23 protein-coding genes and 1 pseudogene are annotated in these 24,509 nt (G+C 42.3%); 6 read left to right on the top strand and 18 right to left on the bottom strand.

The genetic code is table 11. From position 1 onward, the window contains the following. Positions 1-53: 53 nt before the first annotated feature. The 7 genes and pseudogenes from Q0541_RS33430 to Q0541_RS33400 form a co-directional block, all read right to left on the bottom strand. Positions 54-359: pseudogene (locus Q0541_RS33430) on the bottom strand (YjbQ family protein); the annotation flags it as partial. 140 nt (positions 360-499) lie between these two features. Next, positions 500-1,669: a pyridoxal phosphate-dependent aminotransferase gene (locus tag Q0541_RS33425; protein WP_298921235.1), complete on the bottom strand. Its 1,170-nt coding sequence runs from the start codon at positions 1,667-1,669 to the stop codon at positions 500-502. Between the two features lie 152 nt (positions 1,670-1,821). Next, entirely contained in the window at positions 1,822-2,040 is a 219-nt protein-coding gene (locus Q0541_RS33420; protein WP_298921233.1) for a hypothetical protein, read from the bottom strand. A gap of 362 nt (positions 2,041-2,402) precedes the next feature. Continuing rightward, positions 2,403-3,023 carry a hypothetical protein gene (locus Q0541_RS33415; RefSeq protein ID WP_298921231.1) on the bottom strand — a complete coding sequence of 207 codons (621 nt, stop codon included), beginning with the start codon at positions 3,021-3,023 and terminating at the stop codon, positions 2,403-2,405. A gap of 3 nt (positions 3,024-3,026) precedes the next feature. Next, a complete protein-coding gene (locus tag Q0541_RS33410) occupies positions 3,027-3,374 on the bottom strand; it encodes an STAS-like domain-containing protein (RefSeq protein ID WP_298921229.1) in 348 nt (115 codons plus the stop codon). Positions 3,375-3,378: 4 nt separating this feature from the next. Then, positions 3,379-3,576, bottom strand: coding sequence for a hypothetical protein (locus Q0541_RS33405; protein ID WP_298921227.1), 198 nt, complete (start codon positions 3,574-3,576; stop codon positions 3,379-3,381). A 42-nt stretch (positions 3,577-3,618) separates the two neighbouring features. Beyond that, positions 3,619-4,239 carry a hypothetical protein gene (locus Q0541_RS33400; protein WP_298921225.1) on the bottom strand — a complete coding sequence of 207 codons (621 nt, stop codon included), beginning with the start codon at positions 4,237-4,239 and terminating at the stop codon, positions 3,619-3,621. Between the two features lie 374 nt (positions 4,240-4,613). On the opposite strand from Q0541_RS33400, the gene Q0541_RS33395 reads away from it, so the two are divergent. Together Q0541_RS33395 and Q0541_RS33390 are read left to right on the top strand one after the other, a co-directional pair. Continuing rightward, positions 4,614-5,333: a rhomboid family intramembrane serine protease gene (locus Q0541_RS33395; RefSeq protein ID WP_298921223.1), complete on the top strand. Its 720-nt coding sequence runs from the start codon at positions 4,614-4,616 to the stop codon at positions 5,331-5,333. 126 nt (positions 5,334-5,459) lie between these two features. Further along, complete coding sequence (locus Q0541_RS33390; protein ID WP_298921248.1) at positions 5,460-6,131, top strand: rhomboid family intramembrane serine protease; 672 nt, start codon at positions 5,460-5,462, stop codon at positions 6,129-6,131. 86 nt (positions 6,132-6,217) lie between these two features. Here Q0541_RS33390 and Q0541_RS33385 read toward each other — a convergent pair whose 3' ends face one another. The 5 genes from Q0541_RS33385 to Q0541_RS33365 all read right to left on the bottom strand — a co-directional run bounded on the left by Q0541_RS33385 (position 6,218) and on the right by Q0541_RS33365 (position 13,423). After that, on the bottom strand, positions 6,218-8,392 hold the full coding sequence (locus Q0541_RS33385) for a tyrosine-protein kinase domain-containing protein (protein ID WP_298921221.1): 2,175 nt from the start codon (positions 8,390-8,392) through the stop codon (positions 6,218-6,220). Positions 8,393-8,494: 102 nt separating this feature from the next. Beyond that, the gene (locus tag Q0541_RS33380) at positions 8,495-9,862 is read right to left on the bottom strand and encodes a polysaccharide biosynthesis/export family protein (protein WP_298921218.1); all 1,368 of its coding nucleotides are present in this window, start codon (positions 9,860-9,862) and stop codon (positions 8,495-8,497) included. A gap of 399 nt (positions 9,863-10,261) precedes the next feature. Next, complete coding sequence (locus tag Q0541_RS33375; RefSeq protein ID WP_298921216.1) at positions 10,262-10,984, bottom strand: cyanoexosortase B system-associated protein; 723 nt, start codon at positions 10,982-10,984, stop codon at positions 10,262-10,264. Positions 10,985-11,272: 288 nt separating this feature from the next. Then, positions 11,273-12,166 (bottom strand): cyanoexosortase B, encoded by an 894-nt coding sequence (gene crtB / locus Q0541_RS33370; protein WP_298921214.1) that lies wholly within the window; start codon positions 12,164-12,166, stop codon positions 11,273-11,275. A 63-nt stretch (positions 12,167-12,229) separates the two neighbouring features. Then, positions 12,230-13,423 (bottom strand): DegT/DnrJ/EryC1/StrS aminotransferase family protein, encoded by a 1,194-nt coding sequence (locus tag Q0541_RS33365; protein ID WP_298921212.1) that lies wholly within the window; start codon positions 13,421-13,423, stop codon positions 12,230-12,232. Between the two features lie 546 nt (positions 13,424-13,969). Between Q0541_RS33365 and Q0541_RS33360 the strand changes: the two genes are divergently transcribed. Next, the gene (locus tag Q0541_RS33360; protein ID WP_298921211.1) at positions 13,970-15,523 is read left to right on the top strand and encodes a GAF domain-containing sensor histidine kinase; all 1,554 of its coding nucleotides are present in this window, start codon (positions 13,970-13,972) and stop codon (positions 15,521-15,523) included. Between the two features lie 304 nt (positions 15,524-15,827). Further along, a complete protein-coding gene (locus Q0541_RS33355; protein ID WP_298921208.1) occupies positions 15,828-17,246 on the top strand; it encodes an IctB family putative bicarbonate transporter in 1,419 nt (472 codons plus the stop codon). Between the two features lie 70 nt (positions 17,247-17,316). Here the strand turns inward: Q0541_RS33355 and Q0541_RS33350 are convergent, their stop codons facing one another. Both Q0541_RS33350 and smpB read right to left on the bottom strand, forming a co-directional pair. Beyond that, the gene (locus Q0541_RS33350; protein ID WP_298921204.1) at positions 17,317-17,595 is read right to left on the bottom strand and encodes a WGxxGxxG family protein; all 279 of its coding nucleotides are present in this window, start codon (positions 17,593-17,595) and stop codon (positions 17,317-17,319) included. Between the two features lie 180 nt (positions 17,596-17,775). Continuing rightward, entirely contained in the window at positions 17,776-18,243 is a 468-nt protein-coding gene (gene smpB, locus Q0541_RS33345) for an SsrA-binding protein SmpB (protein ID WP_094349892.1), read from the bottom strand. Between the two features lie 602 nt (positions 18,244-18,845). On the opposite strand from smpB, the gene Q0541_RS33340 reads away from it, so the two are divergent. Then, complete coding sequence (locus tag Q0541_RS33340; protein ID WP_298921198.1) at positions 18,846-19,529, top strand: response regulator transcription factor; 684 nt, start codon at positions 18,846-18,848, stop codon at positions 19,527-19,529. Between the two features lie 62 nt (positions 19,530-19,591). Here the strand turns inward: Q0541_RS33340 and Q0541_RS33335 are convergent, their stop codons facing one another. The 4 genes from Q0541_RS33335 to murC all read right to left on the bottom strand — a co-directional run bounded on the left by Q0541_RS33335 (position 19,592) and on the right by murC (position 23,408). Beyond that, positions 19,592-20,095: a low molecular weight protein-tyrosine-phosphatase gene (locus tag Q0541_RS33335; protein ID WP_298921196.1), complete on the bottom strand. Its 504-nt coding sequence runs from the start codon at positions 20,093-20,095 to the stop codon at positions 19,592-19,594. Positions 20,096-20,157: 62 nt separating this feature from the next. Further along, the gene (locus Q0541_RS33330) at positions 20,158-20,505 is read right to left on the bottom strand and encodes a YbaB/EbfC family nucleoid-associated protein (protein WP_273768304.1); all 348 of its coding nucleotides are present in this window, start codon (positions 20,503-20,505) and stop codon (positions 20,158-20,160) included. Between the two features lie 316 nt (positions 20,506-20,821). Beyond that, positions 20,822-21,820 carry a UDP-N-acetylmuramate dehydrogenase gene (gene murB / locus Q0541_RS33325; protein WP_298921193.1) on the bottom strand — a complete coding sequence of 333 codons (999 nt, stop codon included), beginning with the start codon at positions 21,818-21,820 and terminating at the stop codon, positions 20,822-20,824. 124 nt (positions 21,821-21,944) lie between these two features. Continuing rightward, positions 21,945-23,408, bottom strand: coding sequence for a UDP-N-acetylmuramate--L-alanine ligase (gene murC, locus Q0541_RS33320; RefSeq protein ID WP_298921191.1), 1,464 nt, complete (start codon positions 23,406-23,408; stop codon positions 21,945-21,947). Between the two features lie 403 nt (positions 23,409-23,811). On the opposite strand from murC, the gene nadD reads away from it, so the two are divergent. Continuing rightward, the gene (gene nadD, locus Q0541_RS33315; protein WP_298921188.1) at positions 23,812-24,438 is read left to right on the top strand and encodes a nicotinate (nicotinamide) nucleotide adenylyltransferase; all 627 of its coding nucleotides are present in this window, start codon (positions 23,812-23,814) and stop codon (positions 24,436-24,438) included. The last annotated feature ends 71 nt before the right edge of the window (positions 24,439-24,509 follow it).

Here is a 24,509-nt window from a genome sequence, read left to right as displayed (position 1 = left end):
CTTACTTATCCTGACTGATTTTCGTCCTCTTTGCAAAAAACTGGGATGCTCCCCATTGCCATTAAGTGAGAGTGAGCATTAATCGGCTCATCTTCTGGGACATCTCTTAAATGTAAGTCATTATGCAAGTAACAGTCTGATTCAGGTGCTAATTTTTGCAAGAACATTTTTATATCTTCTAACAATCTGACTTCATTTTCGTTGATAGCTAAAGCTGTTGTTGTATGTCGAGAAAATACTAAAATTTGTCCATTTTTAATTGATGTTGAAGCAAGAAAATCTTGAATTTGTGGTGTAATATTATAAATATTAATTTTTGGCTCAGTTTCAATTTCAATTAACTTATTAATAATTGGCATCTGTTCAATTTTATATTTGTAATTGCAAATAAGGTACGCCAACACAGTTTAACGCCTTCATAAATTAAATATCAACTCCTGTACGCGATTAATCGCGTCTCTCCTAACTCCTGTACAGACAAAGATTTTTCGCGTCTCTTCTAACTCCTAACTATAGTTTCCAAACCTTGCACTAATCTTTCTATACCTTCTTTTACCGTCTCTTTTTGCAGTGCCCCATAAGCAACGCGTAGGTAACATCCATCATTCATACCAAAGGTTGTACCTGGAATAACTGCTACTTTATGTTCCTGGATTAGTCTTTTAACTAACTCAAAAGCATCCATCTGAGTATTAACCTTGAGGAAAAAATAGAAAGCGCCATTAGCGGGTGTAATGCTAGATAAACCTTGTAAGCGGTTAAGGGAGTCTAATACTAATTGCCGCACTTGAGCGATCGCACCTATATTACTCTTCAAATACTCCTCTTTTGCTTGTAATGCCCCGAAAGCTGCATATTGAGAAATTACTGGCGGACAAATCAAAATCGTATCCTGGACTTTTTTGACAGCAACAAATAAGTGTTTGGGAATCACCATGTAGCCAATGCGCCAACTGGCAAACCCGTATGCTTTAGAAAGGCTAAACAGAGAAATGGTGTACTTGCTACTATTCCCAAATGCACCAGGGGAAACGTGTTTTACCCCGTTATAGGTAAAGTATTCATAGGCTTCATCGCTGATGTGGTAAATGCCGCGAGTGCCACAGATTTGATTTACTTGGCACAATGCTGCTTCTGAATAAACAACTCCAGTCGGATTATTCGGGGAAATTGTGACCACAGCCCGTGTTTTGGGAGTAATTGCTTGAGCGATCGCTTCTGGACGCAATTGATAATTTTCATCCGTCGCCACTAACACTGCACGACAACCAGCCATTGCGATCGCCATTTCGTGGTTGAAATAGTAAGGCGTATTCAGAATAATTTCATCGCCTGGGTTAGTGATAGCAAGAATGGCATTCATAAATCCCATATTGCTTCCCGCTGTCACGACGATGCAGTTTTCTTCATTGATTTCAATGTTATTGAAAGCTTGCAATTTTCCTGCAAGTGCTGTCAATAATGGCGCAATTCCCTCAACTGATTTGTATAAATTATTAGTAGGTTCGGCGAAGAATTTGGGTAAAAATTCTTTGGCTTCCGGTGGTGGGTTGTAATAAACAACACCCTGTCCTAGAGAGATTGTTCCAGGGGAGTTTTTAATCAGTTCCCCAACCACAGGAATAATTGGCGACTGTACCGCCTGCATACGAGAGGTTAGGGATTCCATATTTCCTTGCCTATGTACTTACCTAGCTTTAGTATCTCTTAATATGGAAGACATGGAAAGTTTCTCTGTGACAGACTCCCACACTGTATGCTTGCATCAATGTGGGAGTCTGTCACCAAAATGATTAACCAGATTTGCGATTACCCAAAAATTTAGTCAATCGAAATCTGTTGAGGCCCACTTGCTTTGCCGTTATGTGCGTCTGTTGTGGTGATGGTGTAACTATTTGAGCGGATCTGTTGATCCAGCCAGCTTTTAACCGGATCGTCTGCAAGATTCAGCCGAAGCACACCAGAGAATAACCCACCCACAAATGAGACTGGATGCTGGATAAATTCTCTGAATATAGGTGACAATTCATTAATGAACATTAAGAGTACTCCTGGCGGTGCCGTAAAAAATTATTACTTCTTAATTGATCGTAACCTGTTGAGCAATATATGGTTAACGGTAATGAAAGATACAAATTTTGTCTGCCATAGGGTCAGATCAAGTTCTCCCATTTAGGCTTAGTGCTACGAGGCAAGTTGCCGCTGTTGCCCACAACCTAACAATTCGGTTGCAGCAAGCAGATGATGGAGATATCTCAGTGGTGATACATAAGTTATCCGGCACCGCTGAACCGAGTCGTTAGCTGGCTTCGGTTATCTGTTGAGGCACGACCGGAAAATTTTGTGTGAGAAGCGATCGCATTCAGCATTTGCGGGATAAAATTCTGGGACGCTAAACCTAATTAGCGCACCACTAACTTATTCTGTGAAGCAGCTTCCTGAATTACATACTTGTTGCTTGTAAAGACCTGAATACCAGGAACAACACTATAATCAATGTCATCTGTGATAATTTTAATTTGTCCTGCTCCTGCTCTACCAATCGCTTCTAGGAGCAGTAGGTCATAGCCATCAACAGCTTGAGTTTTGAATCGGTTGATGGCTGCATCAGTTGTTGCATCATCTACTGTTAGATCAATAGGAATAGCGATCGCCTTGACCCGACGCCAAGTAAACTGAACTTCAGCAACGACATTCGCCCGTTCTATTGGGTCATTATGCCGATATTCTTTGATTGGTAGCCGCCCATGAGATTGGATATAAATCTCATATTCGGTCTTCTCAATGATATGAGCAAGCTCTGCTAAAGTAAGCCCAGAGTAGGTTAGAGTAGCTCCGTTTGAAAGTGCTTGGTTGAGATAGTTGGGATAATTGTTGAGTTGGTAAGATTTAGCGCTAAACCCAGCATTTACATAAGCGTACCAAAACCAGACGTTTGTATCTACGAAGAAAATATCACCTTGTTGTGAAGTATCAGTTCTGATGTTGATGACATCAGCTTGGATCTTGAGGTTAATCGCCATACCTCAAGGAGTTACAGCTATATTTGTGATCACTGTATCCACAGCAGTCCGATATTTTTCATCAGAGTAATATCGTTTGGCATTAGCCATTACATGTTCCAGAACATCCCACCCATCAGCATTGAGAGAAGTGAATTCAACTAGCTGATTCAGTTTCTCTGCTGGAATGTCCTTCAACAATTGACCAAGGGCGAAGTTCACAAATGGAGACGCAAAAACTTTCACGCCTGTAAAATCCAACTCTACAGGTTCGCCAGCTAGCAAAAGTGGATGAATCTGGTCATATAGTTTCTGTCCGCCATCAGCAGTGATGGCATATTCTCCAACAATATCGTAAATTTTGTATACCATTTCTCTATCTCCCGCTCTCTAGAATATTCGCTTCCTGTAACCCAGGACTGATATTGACCCAACCTTTGCCTAGCCACTTGTATCGCAGGTAGTCAGCTATAGCTATAGGGTCATGCTGGCGATCGCTCCTAAAGGGAATAGAGTTACCATCCCAAGGTTCCCGATTGTAGCCAAAATCGTATAAAAAACCACTCTGAGCCAAGTTAGTACGAATTTTTTCATCGGTTAGGACATTAATACTCGACTATATCCAGCCTCGCAATTTTTTGTGTACCTGCGCCAGATACCACATATAGTCATCAATTTTGTACTGGTCAGCAGCTTTAACTATATATTTCTGAGCTAAATCAAGATTATTTTGAGCTTCGTAATATAATCCTAAGTAAAGATGACTGTAAAAATTTCCCTTTATTCCTTCTAATTGACCAACAGTTAAAACATCATCTGGTGTACAATCTCCCGCATACAAATCATATACGCACTGCATAACACGTCGAGGGTCATTTTTCACAGTTAGTAAAGAATTACGTGCCTCTTCAACACCTAACGAACGAGCTATGCAGAGATATCGCCATACTGTTTCTTCTACATCTTGAGCATTCACTGTCAAATCTATTTCAAATTGTTGAGCGCCCTCAGCAAATCTTTCTGCATAATAGTACGATAATCCACGTTGCCAGAGGTAGGCTTTGATACGGGTATCTAATTGCTCTGCCAGATCAAAATCTTGAATAGATTCATCAATCTTGGCTAGCTGAAAGTTAACCATGCCTCGGCGAATGTAAGCATTATGATTTTTTGGCTGATTACGAATGGTTTCGTTCCAGCGCTGGAGTTGATTTTCTAGAGAATTTGAGAAAAACATGAGTTGCCAAGTTTATATGGAGGATTAACTAGGATATTTTCAGCTTTCGGGAGAGTACGTCAATCCCTTTTTCAATCTTCCAAATATTAGGTGTTGCTGATTTCCTGAAGCGTTAACTTTAAATAACTGTTTCATGTCATACGCTTTCTTCTCTACGTGGAAATTTATCACATGACTACTGCTTCACAGATTTTCTGGATCAATACCGCTAGCTTGCAATTTTGCCAACAAATCTTGATAACGCTGTCATTCTTGTTCTAACTCAAGAAGTGCAGTTTCCTTTGTGAAAGTGAGATCCATCCATGAGGTAGAAGAAACTACTTACAGAATTCAGTATTGTAGAGTTTGTGTCTTAAAATCAGGAAAAAACGCCCGTGGTTCCCATTAGAGATAATAATCCGACAAAAATCACGCCTTATGTGACTTATGGACTGATTGCTGCCAATGTCCTTGCTTTTCTTTATGAAGCAAATCTTCCCCCACAAGCATTAAATGGGTTTTTACACCTTGCGGCTGTAGTTCCACGAGAACTCAGTTTAAGCTTTGCTGGTACTTCTCTACATCAACCAGTGCCAGAGTGGGCAACTTTGATTACCTCACAATTTTTGCACGGTGGTTTCTTGCACTTAGCTGGCAATATGCTGTTTCTCTGGATTTTTGGTAACAACGTTGAAGATAAATTAGGTCATGCCAAATATTTACTATTTTATTTATCTTGCGGTGTTTTGGCATCCTTAACCCAGTGGTTCTTCGCTCAAGATTCTAGCATTCCTTCTTTGGGTGCAAGTGGTGCGATCGCAGGCATTTTGGGAGCGTACATTCTCCGCTTTCCCAACGCCGAAGTTCTCGGTATAGTCCCTTTAGGGTTTTTCTTCCCAACTTTCCGTGTCCCGGCATATTTCTTTTTGGGATTCTGGTTTCTCGAACAAGCCTTCTACGGATTTGCTAGCCTCGAAACACCTACCAACATCGGTATGGAAAGCGGCGGTATTGCCTACTGGGCCCATGCAGGCGGGTTTATTTTTGGGGCAATTCTCGGCCCACTCTTGGGTTTATTTAACGATAAATCCCAGGAAGAATCTTGGTACAAGTAATTCTTCATAGTATCGTAGTGACCCTCAATTATCCTGATTGATTTAATAGGTGAAATTGCTTAACCTTCGCAACTGCTAGCCTTACAAGCTATATTGCAGTTAATCAATAATTTAGGAAAAACACCTGTGTTTCCCCTCTACGACGAAAATCCGACGCGAATCACCCCGTATTTCACCTACGGGTTAATTGGCATGAATATTTTAGTTTTTATTCACGAGGCGAGCCTATCACATGCACAATTGAATCAGTTTTTAAGTCAGTATGCAGTAATACCTCAAGAGTTAACCACCAATTTGAGTGGAGAGTGGATAACGTTATTTACGTCGCAATTCTTACACGGCGGTTGGTGGCACTTAATCTCTAATATGTTGTTTCTCTGGATTTTTGGCAACAATATTGAAGATCGATTAGGTCATGCCAAATATCTGATTTTTTATTTGGCATGTGGTGCTTTAGCTGCCTTGTGCCAATGGTTCATTGGCATAAATTCTGAGATTCCTTCCTTGGGGGCAAGTGGTGCAATTTCTGGGGTTTTGGGTGCATACATTATCCGCTTTCCCCAGGCTAAAGTCATGACCTTAATATTTTTGGGGATTTTTATCACCACAATCAGAGTTCCAGCACTAGTAATAATTGGACTGTTTATTGTGCAAAATGTGATATCCGGTCTTGCTACCCTGCAAACAGCCGCTAACATGACTGTGCAAACTGGTGGAGTTGCCTACTGGGCCCACATTGGTGGTTTTGTTTTTGGGATAATTCTTGCTCCTTTATTTGGCTTGTTTAGGCGCGACTAAGCAATTCAAAATTCAAATTTTCACTATGCAACGTCGGAAAAACAATTACCAATTCGCCATCTACCTTTGCATTATTTGGGAAATTATTAGTTTTTCCTAGCACCCGCTGAAACTTCTTCTGATTCTTGTACCTCAGATGCAAATCTTGATGATTGTACGACTTGTTCAGGTACAGAAACGATGATATCAGTACCATTGATAATTACTCCCAATAACCCCAGTTCCGATTCAACTAATTGATCAATAGCTTCACCTAGCATGTTCTCTTGTGTATAGTGTGGTCGCGCCACAAGTACAATACCATCGCTGTAAGGTTGAATTAACAAAGGGTCATTGGATATGCTGAGGGAACTTGTATCTAAAACAACTAAATCAAACCGCTCGCGGACATCTTCCATCAGCCGCCGCATTTCGCTGGATTCAAGAATAGCAGCGGATTGCCGCACAGGTCCAGGACTGGGAAGAATGTATAAATTTTGTACATCAGGAACTAAACGAATACATTCACTTAAGTTAGCGTAATAACGCAGGGGTTCAATACTAGCGTCGGGGTCAGGAATTACTTTTAGGGATGTACAACGGGAAGGCGATCGCAAATCTGTTTCGATAATCAAGGTTCTTTTACCAGCACGGGCAGAAGCGATACCCAAGTTATAAGCACTTGCCGTCTTACCCTCTAGGCTACTGGTGCTAGTAATCAACACTACCTTTAAGGTTTTACCACCAATGCGGCGCAGATTACTGCGGAATTTCTCATAAAATTCTAAATAAGGAGAATCCGCAGAAAGTACCACAGGCACTGCTTCTTTATCCAAATCATCAACTGGCATTAAAGGCACTTCTCCCAACAGTGCCACTTCCCGTTGCTTGAGGCTCTCGCGGATATCCTCCCTGGTTTTGAAAGTTCCTTCCAGCGCTCCCAGTAAAAATATCACCCCGCCACCAACCAACACACCTAAGAAACCACCCACAGCAAGGGTAATAGGTACACTCTTGGGTGGTTTGACATCGACAACGACTGTGGGGCGTCTGGCAATGCTAAGGCTGCTGGTAGTTTCTGCTTCTGCGGTTTTAGCATCAGTTAGCTTCGCCTGCATTTGGTCATAGATGGCTTTTTTGAGTCCAACCTCTTGTTCTAAACGCGATCGCTCTAATTGCTTATTAGGTATGAGAGAATACTCTCGCCGTAGTAGTGCTTCTTGTTGAATTTCTTGGGCTAGTTGTTGTTGAAGCGTCTCCCCCTGCGTTTGCAACGCCACCATCTGGTTTGCCAATTGCTGCCGGGCTGGATCTAAACTACTTTGGGTGCGAATACCTGCAACGCTACCCTGAAGTGGAGCCGCCGTACCATCACCACCTAACACCTCAGCGGCACGTTGTTGCAGCAATTCCTCAGCAGCTTGTTTCTGACGCAGCAATTGAATCATCGTTGGGTGTTCTGGTCGCAAATCTTTTCTGAGTAGAGCGATTTGCGATTCACTTTGATAAATTTGCGATCGTAAATTACCAATAATTGGATCGGCACTCAAAGCAGAAGAAATATAAGCTTGTCCAACTGTTAAGCCTAACTTATTTTGTATACTGCGAACTTGACCATCAACCCCAGAAATAGTTAATTGAATTTGCCGTTGGAGATTTTGGCTAGCAGTAATGGCGCTTAACAAGCTGCCATTCTCTGCTGCCAATATTGCCGTTCGCTCTATGCGATCATACTGTTCTAACTTCTTTTCAGTAATTTGCAATTCCCGTTTAGCTTGTGGTGTGCGATCGTTAATCTTTTGAATAATTGCTTGTAATCGCCCAGTATTGATATCACTGCTCAACTTGATCATTGCTTGCATCAATTCCGCCAAGACTTGTATAGCTCGTTTGGCGTCAGTATCTACATATTTCAATTGCAAGATACTAGATTCCAATTCTCCAGTCTTGGGGTTTTTTTTAGGTATAGAAAGAACGACACTAGTACCAAGCTTATTCGGTTTGACATCGACTTTCTCTGCCACTGCTGCAATTATCTGGTTTGATAGTAAAACTTCCTCATTTAGTTCTTTTCCTTGCTGTTGGATTTGACTACCAGTTGTCGAGAAAGAAACTGGTGGACCACTATAGGTAAGTGCGGCAGATGCTATGTAGCTAGTAGGTGGCTCTGGCTGCATAGCCACCACAGTTGACCCTGCTACAATTAGAGCAAAACTAGCTAGTCCAATCCACTTGTACTTATCAAAAGCAATAAGATAGCGTTTAACAATTGGTGGGGTCATGGCAGGAGAATATAGAATCAGTTATCAGTTTTTATTTTTCACCCTCATCTCCTCCTCTCTCACACCTGGCAACAATCGGTGAAAAGGTGAGAGTCACTAATTTTATCGATTGCCACCGAAGTCGTCAAAAAACCGGAGAAAGGATTGAACATTGAAGAAAGGTTGGGTAATGGTAGTCAGGAAATTAGTAATTTTACCGATGAGGTTCCGACCAACAACAAGAACATCATTATCTTGAAGCGCCACATTTTGAGATGCATCGCCTCCTAGAGCTTTTTTTGCATCAAGTTTCTGGGTAACAGCTTTACCTCGTTCCGGATCAAAGCGAACCAGAGCGATATTTCGGAGGTTAGCAGTGTCGAGATTTACTCCTCCCAAAGCATCTACAAATGTACTGCCGTTAGGCAGTGCTTGAATGGAAAGACCTCCTGCTGCGTAGTTTAAAACCCGGACTTTAATCTGTGGTGTGGCTAAGGATGAACGTGCTACCAAATTGCGGTCATAACCGTCATCATTACCAACTTCACGACGGGGGATAAGTATCGCATCTCCGTCTTGTAAGCGTAAATTAGGAATTGAACCGCCATTTTGCAGTGCTGCATATAAGTCAATAGTTTGTGAAATCACAGAACCATCGATTAACTTGCGGCGGACTTGTATTTGTCGCAGGTCTGCATTCAACGTTGAACCACCAGATATTAGCAAGGCATCAGCAACGCGGGGTGTTGATGAATTAATCGGATAAATTCCTGGTCGAAATATTTCCCCGCTAATGGTAACTTGAACTGGTCGCGTCCCTGCCAAGGATACAACTACGATTGGATCTGGTACAATGCGACTTAAACCTAAGCGAATTTTTTCTTGAGCTTCTTCCAAGGTTAAACCTTGTAATGATACCGTTCCTACTTGCGGCACTACGATGTTACCTTCTGGACTAATTACAGCTTGAAAACTTAAGTCTTGACGCTGCGTTGCTAAGGCTAAAACTATTACTGGATCAACCACATAACGATTTAAACCCAAGCGAATTTTTTCTTGAGCTTCTTCCAAAGTTAAACCTTGTAAGGAAACTTTTCCCAGTAGCGGCACCACAATGTTACCTTCTGGGTTGATTAAAGCTTGAAAGCTCAAATCTGGAAAGCGCTGAACCGAAACGCTAATTCCATCTCCTATTCCTAAGCGGTATGGGCCAGGAGGACGCTGAAGCACAACACTAATTGTATCTCCTGGCCCCAAAAGGTAGCGGCTGAGTTGGGGCGAGATTTCGTCATTTGCACCTGGAGGTACAACCTCAGTACCCGGCACAGGCGGGGGGGGTTGTCCTGGTGATTGTCCTGGTGATTGTCCTTGAGATGGAAAAGGCTGGGCAACAACAAGTTGGATAGGTGTTGTTAAGAAAACTCCTACTTGAAGACTGACAAAACACAGGGCGCTGAATGCACGCATATAAGAACTAGGATCTATGAACATTAGTACAGGAAATACTGATATAGGAATTAGTCGCGCCGAGTGGTTATTTTACTCTATTAATGTTCTAAATGTCTTTTGTGTCTGCAAGAATTTACCAATCAATAAGAGGAATATTTTGCATATTTTAATTTTTACTTCATATTTTAGCCCAGTTTCAGCCTGAAGGCAATTATAGAGATACTCATGACAATACCTTCGCCAAAAAAAGAGTATGAAGAGATAGGGTTGATGTAGTAGAGTTGTTGTCTTCCAAAACGACAACTCAAAAACCACAAACAGCTGATGTTTGACATCGTAATTTACATTTAATCTCCAAGTTGCGTTGTGATTCAGCATCATATCTGCTTTATCAAAACCTGGAACCGCAGCGCCGTCACCGCAAATATGGTGTAACATATTTTACAAATAGCCTGCCATCAATACAGCTTGCACTGTTTCTCCAATAGACTGGGCTAAAGACCAAGATGTTTCTACCTGCCCTAAAGGTTCTATTGGAATCAGAATGCTCACGCCTACCCAAGGAGTGCGTTGCTTACGCCACTGTGCCAATTGATCCTCTAAAAACCAGTGTAAAGGTGATGGATTTCCGCCGTCTGGCATAGCGTACCATTGTAAGACAGCGAAGGTTTGCTGTGGTGTGGAGGCGCGAAAGAACCTAGCTTCTACTTGAGTTTCCACATTAGAAGCCAACTTTGTAGGCGGTTTGACAGTAAATTTAGCAGAACGAGATTGAGCTACATCCCACTTTCCCCAGCGTGACCTTCCCCAGCCGTTAACGTCTGTCCACTCTACCTCTGGTTGATCCATAGGCCCATTTTGCGGCAGCAAAAGTAGGATTGCCTGAGATTGGGAACCTTCTTTTTTAATTACCTGCAAAGACCATTTATGTTCGCCAATTTGCTGTTCTGCTTGTTCAATAGTTTGCCAACCAGGAAGGGCTAACCCAGTCTTGCGGATCTGTTTTAACTCGTTGAGGGTACTAACAGGTGGCGGTTGTTTCCATTGCCAGTGTCCTGTCAGGTATCCAGGAACCCCTCCTATTGCCAGCAGCACTAGCAATAATAAAAGTGCTGCTACCTGACTCAATTGGTTTTCTTTAAAAAACTTGGAGAAGGAAATCATCAGTAAAATTTATAATACTTAGGCAAAATTTTACTTCATAAAATCACACCGTGAGTTCAGTAATATTTATGAGCAGAGAAGAAACCGGGGAGCAGGGAGCAGGGAGTGGAGAGGAAAGAGGGGAAAGAAGTAATTTTAACTCTCCCCCTTACTGGGGGCAAGAACTGCTCCTCTGCCTTTTATGTCCAATACTTCTCTACGAGAGGCTGCGCCAACGACGCCGCTCAGGCTAAACTCGGCACAAGTCGGCTACGCTCAGGACAAGCTCAGTACAAGTGCCCAATGTTTCTAACTTTCTCCTTCTTGCTGAGTTTCTAGAGATGTTGAGAAATAGCTATTAATCCCATTCAGTAAGGGTACTAGTGACACTAGCATACAAGCAGAGTAGAGGTCACCACCCCAACCCTCATGCAGCCATTTAAAAGCCGCTTCTTGACCTGTGCCGTGAAAGAAAGTCAGTAAAGTATTACGAATGATATTGGCAGTAGTACTAACGATCGCAGCAATAGATAAAAACGATATAGTTGTGCGGCGTGAAGACAAAGCGTCTGTCCAATAAAGCAGCATCAAGCCTACGTAGAGAGTAGTAAACAACATTTTCAACCCTGCACAATAGGGGGCAACCTCCACAATCCGTCCTCCCACGTAGAGATTTATCTCATCTACGGTTACTTCCATACCAAATTGATTCAGTATGAAGCCTGCCGTGCCAGCGATGAAGCTTTGGAGAGGCATGGTATAGGGAGCAATGAGATAGGGTACTGCTGTTGGAGTTGCCAAAAATACTAGTAGCAAGGGGAATCCTTGCAATCGCAAACCTGGTATTCCCTTAAACCACAAGCATAATCCTGCCAGTATAACGGGCAAGGAAAGGTTAACCCACTCTGTAACACCGCTCAGATAAAAGACTGCCCCTAATAATAATAAAACAGCGCCCAAAGAATGAATGGTATCTGGTAAACGTGTCCACTTTTTCCGGTTCATCCAGCCCAGATAAGCAGCAAATGGTAAACCAATGATCCCGTGGCTGAAATATTCGTGTTCTGTACTGATATTTTTGTGCAGCCAACCATCCAACCAGTGAAGCAATATAGGAGCATAAAGCAGCAGCAAAACGCCTAAAATAGCTAGATTTAACAAGCCTAACGCGTTTCTGTTTTTAACCTGTTGCTGGAGTGCCATGATTTTCAGTAATTCAAAAACTGTCAGTAGTCAGTGGTCAGATTTTTTGCCATTGAATTAACTTTAGGCTACCACGCTGCCAAGGTCAGCAGGGCATGAATTATCTGCCTTAGAACTTGTTGAGACTGCATTGGCGATCGCTGCAACAACTTCTTTGACTTGGCTACTGCTCAAACCAGGATACATCGGTAATGATAATATTTGCTTTGACAGTTTTTCTGAAGAAGGAAAATCTCCAGGCTGATAGCCTAAGTTGGTGAATGCTGGCTGGAGATGACAAGGAATTGGGTAGTGAATGCCAGTTTGAATTCCTACTGCTGTTAGTTTTTCCTGGAGTAGCTGGCGTTCTATTGGGCAAGAATCATCAATTTTAATCACATAAAGATGATAAACGTGTCCTGTAGCACTTTTATTTTCCATAGGGATAATGCCAGTAGTTGCTAAGGGTGCTAGTTCCTGATCATACTGCTGGGCAACAGTCAGGCGATCGCGATTCCACTGTGGCAAATATGGTAGTTTCTCGTGCAATACCGCTGCTTGTAAAGTATCCAGACGGCTATTTGTACCTGCTTCAGTATGAAAATACTTTTGCGATGCCCCATAATTTCGCAAGCGCCTCATCTTTTCGGCTACATCTGAATCTCGTGTCAGCAGCATTCCCCCATCCCCAAATGCTCCTAAATTTTTGCTGGGATAGAAACTAAAAGCTGCTGCTATTCCTACTGAACCAGCGTGATATCCGTCTCTTTGGGCGAGGTGTGCTTGTGCCGCATCTTCAAAAATTAGTAGTTTGTAGGTATCCGCAAAGTTTATTAGATCACGTGGTGATACCATTTGACCATAGAGATGCACAGGGATAATTGCTTTAGTCTGAGGCGTTATTGCCTTTGCTGCGGCCTCTAAATCAATTAACGCTGTTTGGCGATCGCAATCTACCAGAATTGGCTTCGCACCAGCCCGTTGTACCCCAATTAAGGTTGCTATAAAAGTGTTTGCTGGTAAAATCACTTCATCGCCAGCACCAATATTACACGCTTGCAATCCGAGAGCGATCGCATCTGTTCCTGATGCAACACCAACTCCATATTCTGCCCCAGACACTGCCGCAAATGCTGCTTCAAAATCTGAGAGGGCTTGCCCTAAAATAAAATCTCCCTGTTCCAATACAGATTGGATTGCATATTGCAATTGCGTTTGAATTGGTTCGTGTTGTAACTTCAGGTTTACAAAAGGAACTCTAATAGTCATTTTATTCATTACCAGTTGTCCTTAAAAAAATATTCCTCACATGGAAAAAATAGAAAACCCTGCACAGTTTTCAGGATGAAATTGTAATAGGTTTAATCTATTGGATAAAGACTTATATTAACTATCTAGGATTGTCAACCATCGGTGCTAGCTGTTATCAGTAAAAATGGCAATAAAATTACATAAATATATTTTTTATCAGTAAATTTACTTCCAACATGCCAGGCAGAATTTTTCCTTCTGGACATAAAGAATGACAGCCCCTATTATATCCTTAGCATTAGCTTACCCTAGCTGAATCCAAATCTAACGCAGTCTGATTGCAAAATCTCAAGCACTAAAGACTACACTAGTGCTAAATAAAGGACATTCAGCATCAGTAGCTAGGAAGTTGTAGATACTACGTAGCCGACTTAATAGAAGGGATAAAAAATTTTGCCTCAAATTTGTTTGTCAGAGGCAAAATTAGGGAATGCTTAAAAATAGCAATTGATAACCCAGAAATAGGGCTTATATCAATTACAGTATCGAGAAATTATTAAGGTAACAGTGGCAATGATAGAGCCTGAAAACAAATTATTTGCCCTAAAGGATGGTTGGGATTCTCATGAATCAAGAGAACAACAACGCCTCAAAGCTTTGTCAGATTTAGGTTTGCGACAACCAGAAACGATTCCGGTTTTTGAAGAAGCCACACAGACTGCTGCCCACTTTTTGGAAGCACCAATTTCCATATTGGGATTTATAGATCAAGAACGCCACTGGTTCAAGTCGGCGGTGGGCTTATCTAGGCTGGGACTAATGAACCATTTGGCACAAAGCCGCCAACTGTCACGTCGGGAATCCTTTTGCACTCAGGTAGTAGAGAGTTTACAAATATTTGTCATTAATGATACACATAATCTTACAGATCCAGCACTTGCTAGCAGTAAGTTGGTGCAGGATTATGGTATTCGTGCTTACTTAGGAGCGCCACTGATTGATGCTGAGGGACATTGTTTAGGTGCATTAGCGGTGATGGATTTAGTGCCGCGCAATTTTACAAACCGAGACATTGAGTTTTTACAAATCATAGCTCGTTGGAGCATGAGTGAATTTGAACGTAACCGACTCCTGCAAGGGAAACTCGAATCAAGCATTCCCAAGAGCGCTCCGATATTTTCACTCAATGACGAACGTAACGCTGAGATTAAAATCACCCCACGCACTAAAGATAGCGACTCTATTTCTACCAAGCAACTGAAACTGGAACTTTTGGCTCAACTAACTCAGGAGTTACGCACACCCTTAACATCTGTACTTGGTATGGCTAGTGTTTTAGGACGTGAGATTTATGGGCCTTTGATGCCTAAACAGAGAGAATATTTGGAAATTATCCAACACAGTGGTCGCTACTTACTTTCCTTAGTAAACGAAATTACCGAACTAGGAGCTATGGATGAAAATTCAACTGTGCTGAATCTAGCTCCTGTGGATATCGAAATGCTGTGTCAACAAGCTATCAATACCTTAGAAGAAGCGGCTAATCGCCGTGAGCAAGATATTCGCCTCTCTATAGAACCGGGACGCAATCGCATTTTGCCTTTAGATAAAGACAAGGTGCGGCAAATCCTCTATCACCTGGTTTTCAGTGTGATTCAACTTTCGGCTACAGGTAGTATTGTTCGCATTCATGTCTCTTACAAGGAAGATACGCTCAACATTACTATTTGGGTTTCCCATCCCTGGCTAGGGGACGGGATCACTGAGGTTGATCCCTACTTCCGTCTCAATTCTTTGTCGTTGCTGGAGTTGACAGGTGAAGTAGCAACTTACAATACTCGTGCAGAAAGCCAGGAGCAACCAGATATTTCATCAGTAGCAGTGGGCAATTCAAAAAACTTGAGTGATTCCCACGCAAATTTATTTGCTGCTAGTTCAGGTATAAATTTAGCTAAATCACATGGAAGTCTTTCTCGTGAAAGCTTGGGTCTATTGCTAAGTTGTCAACTGGCAGAATTGCATAGTGGACATATTTTAATTCAAGGTTCACCAGAATCAGGATACCGTTATGTGCTTTGTTTGCCACTGCAACTGGCGACTTCCTCACAAGCAATTAGCGATGTCTGATTACAGCCAGTAGGGAACATCTTACAGGTGATAAGGGATAAGAAAAGACAAATTCATACTTTAGTTGTGTACTAAGTACGTGAAGGGTTAATCACCAGCAGTCAAAAAACTAACAATTACTGACATTTATTCACTTTCGCACTAGAGAAAAGTAGGGAGCTTTAGATTATAGGTGGTAGCTGATGGCCATGAGTAAGAGCATCATCACTAAATTGCAATCTACATTATTACCTTTTTATAGCCATACGCATTATGATCAATTCCAAGTTCTGCGTCGGCAGGCTAATTGATCGCAATGTTTTTTATGAATTTAGTCTGGCAACGATTTACTTTATCATCTTTACCGCTCAAAGAATATCTTGCTACCAGTTACGTACACCGTTCTCTGGTGGGACTGTTAAGTTCTTGGCGGCAAACCAGCATCTTGATTCAGTGGGGAGATGCGATCGCAGCGGCTTTACTCAGTTTAGTATATGCGCTTGCACCTTTTGCTTCGAGTACATTGGTAGGCTTGTTGCTGGTGGCTTGTGTGGTATTTTGGCTGTTGTTGACTTTATCTGATGAAGCAACACCAGCAAATGTCTCGTCAGTCACTCCCATTCACCTGCTGGTATTGTTCTACTGGGGAGTTGCGGCAGTCGCAACAGCATTATCACCAGTGAAAAAGGCGGCACTTAACGACTTGGCAACGTTGACCTTGTATTTGCTACTATTTGCCCTTTGTGCCAGGGTACTGAGGTCACCTCGCCTCCGGTCTTGGATTATCATCCTTTACCTACACGTATCGTTAATTGTCAGTGTATATGGATTGCGGCAATGGTTTTTTGGAGCCACAGCACTGGCAACTTGGGTTGATCCGGAATCTCCTCTGTCTAAGACTACAAGAGTCTACAGTTATTTAGAGAATCCCAACTTATTGGCTGGATACCTCCTACCAGCAGTAATTTTTAGCTTGGTGGCAATTTTTGCATGGCAAAGCTGGCTCAAAAAAGCCCTAGCATTAACAATGTTGATTGTCAATACTGCCTGCCTGATCCTGACTTTTAGTCGTGGCGGTTGGATTGGACTAGTGGTGGCAGTTTTGGCTGTGATGGCATTGCTAGTTTATTGGAAAAGCGACCAAATGCCTCTTTTTTGGCGTACTTGGTCACTACCGATTGTCTTGGGAGGTTTGATCGGGGTATTAATACTAGCAGTGATATTTGTAGAGCCAGTCCGCCTGCGAGTATTCAGTATTTTTGCCGACCGTCGAGATAGCAGTAATAATTTTCGCCGAAATGTGTGGGATGCTGTCTTCGAGATGATTCGCGATCGCCCGATTTTCGGCATTGGCCCTGGTCACAACTCTTTTAATCAAGTTTATCCCCTCTACCAACGCCCTCGTTATACTGCTTTAAGTGCCTATTCGATTTTATTTGAAGTGACTGTAGAAACTGGCTTTGTTGGTTTAGCTTGCTTTCTCTGGTTAATAATTGTCACATTTAATACGGCATTTCTACAAGTGCGACGATTGCGACGATTGAGAAGTGGAGAGGGATTTTGGTTAATTGGGGCGATCGCTATTTTGTTGGGTATGCTAGCTCACGGCACTGTAGATACTGTCTGGTATCGTCCTGAAGTCAATACTCTCTGGTGGCTCATCGTTGCCTTAATTGCCAGCTATTGGACACCTTTAGCTCAAAATCATACAAGTTCAACTAACTCAGAACCAGCAATAAACTAACATCAATAAGTTGTCAGTTGTTGTCTTACTGAACAACTGACAACTTTTAAATTTCAAATTGTCTAATTGTTTAATCTCTGTAGGTAGTGGCACTTGGGGCATTAGGGTCGCGATAAGCAGTCGGTTGAGGATCGCGCTTTTTGCCAGCCAACCCAGCTAGACCAAATAAACCAATCAATCCTAGCCAACCCCAATTAAAATCGTTGCGCTCATTGGTGGTCGTTGTTGGAGCAGTAGTGGCCCCGGAGTCATTAGTTGTCTGAGCTTGTGCAGATAGAGTTAAGGGTAGAACTCCCATACTCAAGCTGAGAACGCCAGCCCCAACAAATGTAATGAAATTACTTTTCATAAATCTGAAAATTCCTGATGCCATCCGAAGTTACTCACCACTGTATCGAGTCTCAACCTTAACAAAATCAATCTGCGGCTATAAACTAGGCATTTTCAGAACTCACGCTGTAGACATACAACATAATTTTCACAGCAATCAGTTTCTCACTCTTACTGTAGTAGTTTAGCAAACCGATCCTCAATAGCTTTTCATAGCCCGTTGAATGTCACGCTGGTCTTGGCGTCGTTTCAGGTCTTCTCGTTTATCGTGGAGCTTTTTACCTTTGCCAAGGGCTATACTCACTTTTAGCCAGCCTCGTTTAAGATACATTTTCAAAGGGATTAAAGTTAAACCCTGCTGTTCGACTTTGCCAATTAGCTTACGGAGTTCTTGGCGATGCAATAGTAGCTTGCGTGTACGCCGTGGTTCATGATTAAAATATTGTCCACTAGCGTTGTAAGGTGAGATATGCACATTAATCAACCATGCTTCGCCATTACGAAGCAAAGCATAGCCATCTTGGAGATTGACTTTACCCGCACGAATCGACTTTACCTCTGTTCCTGTCAACTCAATTCCAGCTTCGTAAGTTTCTAGAATTTCATACAAATAACGGGCTTGACGGTTGTCGCAAATAACTTTGTAACCTTCGTTCTTGTCGCTCATTGATAATTTTGTGTGCTTTAAATGTACCTAAAAAATTATTTGGATTGGCTTGTGAATTATAGGGTGTATCTTAGAACCGCTATAAATGGTGAACTGTATATCACTAATTTAGCTTTTCTAAGTTCACAATTAAAAATTTTCCGGCAACTTTGAGTTACCTGACAGCAATAATCATTAGTGATTGGCTAAATACTAATGAAAAAGGACAAAGGACAAAAAACAAAAGATATTTATACTTACTTAAGTAAGTGAGCAAGAAGAAATAAAATTATGTTACGCCCACTTACTTAGCTTTTAGGAAATTATTTATTATGTCAATATTAATTTATAGTATGGTGAGCATTTGCTCTGCCTTATTGATGAATTGTTACAAATTACAAAACTTTCTGTACCTCCCCAGCACAGGAAGTCAAAGGTGAGTTACAGTTGTTAACCCTATCCTAAAGATTTAAGATTTCCTTTATAAATCAACCTTGAAGGCATTCATTAGCTGGTAATCCTGTCATAGTATGAAACATAAGAACACTATTCTTGCCTGTGTTCACTGATGGAGTGTGTAGAGGCAAATTTCTGAGTAAAAAAATGCTAGGGATGTATTGTCCATGCCCTTGACGATCCTTGTAGTGGATGATGATTTGGGCACTCGTCTGTATGTTAGCGACTATCTTGAACTGTCTGGCTACTCGGTAATCATGGCTAATGACGGTCAAGAGGCTTTGGCTATGGTGGATGAGTATCATCCGGATTTGATTGTCACGGATATCGCCATGCCACAGATGAATGGCTACGAACTAGTGCGCCGGGTGCGTCAACAACCAGTATTTCGGTTATTGCCTGTAATTTTATTAACAGCCCGAACTAAGACCCAGGAAAGAATTATGGGCTACCAGTCAGGGTGCGATTTATACTTACCCAAACCTTTTGAACTGGAAGAGTTAGCAGCAGCAATCCGTAATCTTTTAGAGCGATCGCAAATCATTCAATCGGAGTACCGCTTTTCTCATAAAGATAGTTTGGGCTTTTCCACCTCGACAAAAGCGGTGGACGCCCATAATTCTTTGTCCACTCAAATTCAGAAATCCCACTTGCACTCATCCCTAACTCATAGAGAACAGCAAGTCTTAGAGTTATTGACTCATGGTCTTTCTAATGCTGATATGGGTCATCAGCTATATCTGAGTCCTCGAACAGTGGAAAAGTACGTTAGCAGTTTATTGAGAAAAACTTCAACTAGCAACCGAGCGGAATTAGTACGTTTTGCGATTAAGCATGGTCTGGTGGAATAAAAAAAGTGAGGAGTTAGAAGTGAGGAGTGAGGAATTAAAACTCCTAACTCCTAATTCCTAACTCATAACTCATAACTCATAACTTTTGTAAGCAGACCTTCACAAGCATCGATCAGTAAATCAATAACTTGATTAAATCCCTGTTGACCACCGTAATAGGGATCTGGAACTTCCTTTAGAGTGTGTCGAGAGCAAAACTCGCACATCAGACGCACTTTATAGTGATATTGCTTAGTTTGATCAAGAGTGAGGATGTTCTCATAATTTTCTTGATCCATCGCCAAAATCAAATCAAAGTCTTGAAAGTCTGACTCTTGAAACTGGCGGGCTCGACCACGCAGTTTAATTCCTAGCTTTGTGGCAGCCGCAGCACTCATGCGTCTGTCAGGTGGGCTACCAATGTGATAACTAGATGTACCAGCAGAGTCACAAAGGATGTGGATACCTTTGGGGTCGGCACAGCCATCGCTCAAGCCAGCCTGCTCAATTAGATGATTCATAATGTTTTCTGCCGATGGTGATCGGCAGATGTTACCTAAGCAGACAAATAGCAACTTGTAAGCCATAGATATTTTTTGCCCTTTGTCAAAAGTCAAAAGTCATTAAACCAATGACCAATGACTCTTGACTAAAATCCAGGAAGTTCCAATCCACTGGTCAATTCTTCCATACGTTCCCGCATTGTTGCAGTGGACTTGGTGTAGGCTTCTTTCATTGCTACTGTCACTAGATCAGAAAGTACTTCTGCACCTTCAGCTAAAGCATCTGGAGAAATTTCCACCCGCTTGGGTTCTTGGTTACCACTGACAATCACTTTCACCAGACCACCGCCAGATTCTCCTTGAATCTCCATTTGCTCCAATTCTTCTTGAAGTCGCTTTGCGCCTTCTTGAACTTGCTGGGCTTTCTTAAAAGCTTCGGCCAGTTCCTTCATTTTTCCTAAGCCAAAGCCGAATCCCTGTCCTTTTCCTGTCATAATTAGTTGTACGCTTATACGTTGAATAACAAATCAAATTCAATTATAGATGCGGTAAGTAATTTGCCTCTTTTTTTACCAATAATTAATGCATCCTGGCATTGGGCACTTGTACTGAGCTTGTCCTGAGCGGCTTGCCTTGAGCATCACGCCTGGTCTTGATGGAACCGAAGCCGAAAGGAGCCGTAAAGCCTGCGGCATAGCTACGCCCTAAGCGCCAGCCTCTCCAAGAGTTGTATTGGGCATTGGTTACATCCTATCTCCCTCATCTTTCCAGTTCCAAATCTCCAACGCTCCATTTCCAAGATTAAAAGTTTCAACAAGCAGCTTGAAACTCTCCGAGCATTTTGACTTCTGGCTCTAACCGAATAGACCAACGTTCTTGTACCTGATGTTGGATGTGACTAATGAGACAGAAGATGTCACTAGCTTTTGCCCCACCACGGTTAACGATAAAATTAGCATGGAGTAGTGCTACTTGTGCTCCACCAATTTGGTAGCCTTTGAGACCAGTTTGTTCAATTAACCAGCCTGCTGTGTAAGGTTTGGGATTGCGAAATACACTGCCACAACTGGGGAAGTTGTATGGTTGGGTGCTCAACCGATGCTTTTTGTGTTGTTTGGTGATTGCCACAACTTTTGCTGGCTCCGCACCTGGCGCGAGTTGTAAGGTGGCTTGGGTGACTATGCGATCGCCACCTTGCAATAATGAAGTCCGGTAACTATAACTTAACTGTTCCCGGGTAATAGTTTCCAGCGTCCCATCGGGTGAAAGTACCTGGGCACTAACTAACATATCTGCGATACAGCTATTATGTGCCCCTGCATTCATCACCACGGCACCTCCTGCTGTTCCAGGGATACCAACAGCCCACTCCAATCCTTCCCACCCTAATTCTGCTGCCGCCCATGCCAAGCTGGGAATTGATTCTCCGGCAGCAACGGTTAATTGACCTGTCTGGGGGTCAAAGTTGCTGAAGCGGAGATGACGAGTAGCAATGACTAAACCTGATATACCGCGATCGCTCACTAGCAAGTTAGAACCTGCTCCCAGTGTTGTCACCTTTAAATCACGTTCTTTTGCGTATTTAAGACTTGCTTGCAGTGCTTCTAAGTTTCGGGGGGCAACGTACAGATCAGCAGCTCCCCCAACCCTATAGGAAGTAAACGCTGACAAGGAAGCCTGGGACTTAATCACACAATCAGTACTGGGTAAGTAAATTACTTCACTCTCCACCGAATTAATTGTTTGGTGTTTCTTTGTATTCAAAGCAGAAACTGTGCAGACGTTTCCAGCTGCCTGGGAAATGGTCATCTTTACTTTGTTTTGGTAAAATTTTTACATTTATTTACCGCAAAGATACGGTAATAGAGTTAACCTATGAAACCGTTGCTAGAGGGGCGCTTTGCTCAGAAATAAAACTTCGCAAAGTCTCCACTTAGGATGTGGCTTTAGCAGGCTCACAAAGTGTTGTAATTACTTCAGGAATCACCTGATTCAAGTTCCCAGCCCCCAAAAACAGCGCCAAATCTCCTGGGCGTAGTGTTTGCAGCAAGTACTCACACACTGCGGGTAAAGTTGGTTGATAAACTGTCTGCGAATGCTGTTTAGCAATTTCCGCCGCTAGATATTCACCACTAATTTGCCCTAAATTGGGTTCGCCTGCACTGTAAATATCAGTCAGCACAACCAAATCAGCATGGGTAAAGGACTCGGCAAATTCTTTTAAAAAGGTCAGTGTCCGGGTATAGCGATGGGGTTGGAAGATGGCAACCACTCTTTGCCCTGGTCTTGCCTGTAAGCGTGCTGCGGCCAGAGTAGCACGAATCTCGCTGGGGTGATGAGCATAGTCATCAATGAAGGTAATACCACCAACTTCACCTCGGAACTCAAAGCGTCGTCTTGCTCCTTCAAAGGTGGCAATGCCTTTGGCAATTGCTCCAAATTCTAAGCCCAACGCGCGACCAACAGCCACCGCTGCTAGAGCATTGCTGAGATTGTGCCGACTGAGCAGCCGCAAATTCAATACGCCCAAAGCTTTGCCTCTTTCCCAAACTAAAGCCGTGGTGCCATCAGCACGATAATCAATATTAGTTACGGTGTAGTCAGCATCGGTATCTGAGTATAAGCTGTAGCTGATTGTGGGTTGCAAGCGATCGCGCACTGTAGCACAGTCAATGCTACCTATTAACGTTTTACAACCCTCAGCAAATGTCTGGAAGATGTCAATGACTTCTTCTAATGTATCGTAATGGTCAGGATGATCGAGTTCAATATTGGTGATGATGCCAATTTCTGGAGCGTGTTTTACCAAAGAACCATCAGATTCATCTGCTTCGGCCACCAAATATTGGCTTTGTCCCAATCGAGCATTACCTTCCCAAGCATTGACTTCGCCACCCACTAAAATCGTGGGATCTAGACCTGCTTCCAGAAGCATATAGCCAATCATGCTACTGGTTGTAGTTTTGCCGTGTGTTCCTGCTACTGCAATACTGTAGTAATCGGAAATTAAAGCGGCTAGTACATCTGAACGATGTAAAATTGGACAACCTAATTCCAGCGCTGCTTTGTATTCTAAATTATTCGTGTTAATTGCTGTTGAACAAATGACTTGAGGTAGTTTTGACTTAGTAGCAGTAGGTAATTGTTCTTGTGAATTTAATACTACTGCATTAGCCAATACCTGAGGGCGAAAGAATTCAAGATTGCTTGCCTCTTGTCTACCAAAAATATGAGCACCAATAGATTCCAATTTGTGCGTAATGTGGTTGGGACGAAGATCCGAACCTGATACTGGAAATTGACGCTTGGTGAGAACGTATGCCAGAGCAGACATACCTATGCCACCGATGCCAATGAAATGAAATGGTCTACCACTAAAATCTACAGAATTAGTCATTTATTGCTCCTCTTACACCACACCACACCATAATCACAAATGACACGCGTATCATAACAGGAATTTGATTTTTACCGTAACTGCTCCTATCTCATGTTTATGTTTAATGCCCAGATGATGTTTATGCTCTGGTTTTGCTGGTTCAGAATGATTTTACCTTGGTTGGAGGTTTTTGCTATTTTTGAACTGTTCTTAAGATTATTCTCAAAATTTTGGCTACATCGGGAAAGAAATTCTTGTAATGTCAAATACATATTTTTGGCTACCTTACTGGAATTGGCTACATAATACATTGTTTAGTGAAACTGATTTTAAATTGCATCAAGTCTAGGCGTGAATTGACTACAATAGTACATTGGTAATGAAACTATTTTTCAATTGCATAAAACCCAAGCATAACTGGATGCAGCAACTAGCAATTTTTGGTGGCACATTTGATCCAATTCATTGGGGACACCTGCTCGTAGCTGAGACAGCAATGCAAGAAGTATCCCTTGAAAAGGTAATTTGGGTGCCATCCCTAAATCCTCCTCATAAAGAAGCAGCTTTGTTTGAGCATCGTGTGGAAATGCTGCAATTAGCCATAAAAGACAACCTAGCGTTTACTGTCTCACTAGTGGAGGCAAATCGCTCTGGGACTTCCTATGCCATTAACACCCTGATCGACTTATCTGCTTCTTACCTAAATACTCACTGGTACTGGATTGTAGGCTTGGATACTTTCCAAACCTTACCCCGTTGGTACCGTGGACACGAACTAGCACAAATGTGTGATTGGTTAATCGCACCCCGACTGCTAGGTGGTGAGACTATAACTCAAAGCAAATTAATCTGCAAGCAAGTGGAGCAACAACTCAGGGAGCAGTCTTTCACCATTCACTGGCAACTCTTAAATATACCTTTAGTAGGAGTTTCGTCAAGTCTAATTCGCAAATTTTGCCGCGAACGCCAGTCAATTCGTTATTTAGTCCCGGAATTGGTCAGATCATATATCACTAACAACAATCTCTACTCGAACAAATCTGAATAAATTATGTGTTTTTTTATTGATCTAACAGTTTATGGTTATTATTGCTCCCCCCGTTTGCGATATGATTGGGG

This window comes from uncultured Nostoc sp., assembly GCF_937863485.1.
Taxonomy (GTDB): Bacteria; Cyanobacteriota; Cyanobacteriia; order Cyanobacteriales; family Nostocaceae; genus Nostoc.
The sequence above is the reverse complement of the archived record's forward strand: the minus strand, read 5'-3'. Positions and strand labels throughout refer to the sequence as shown.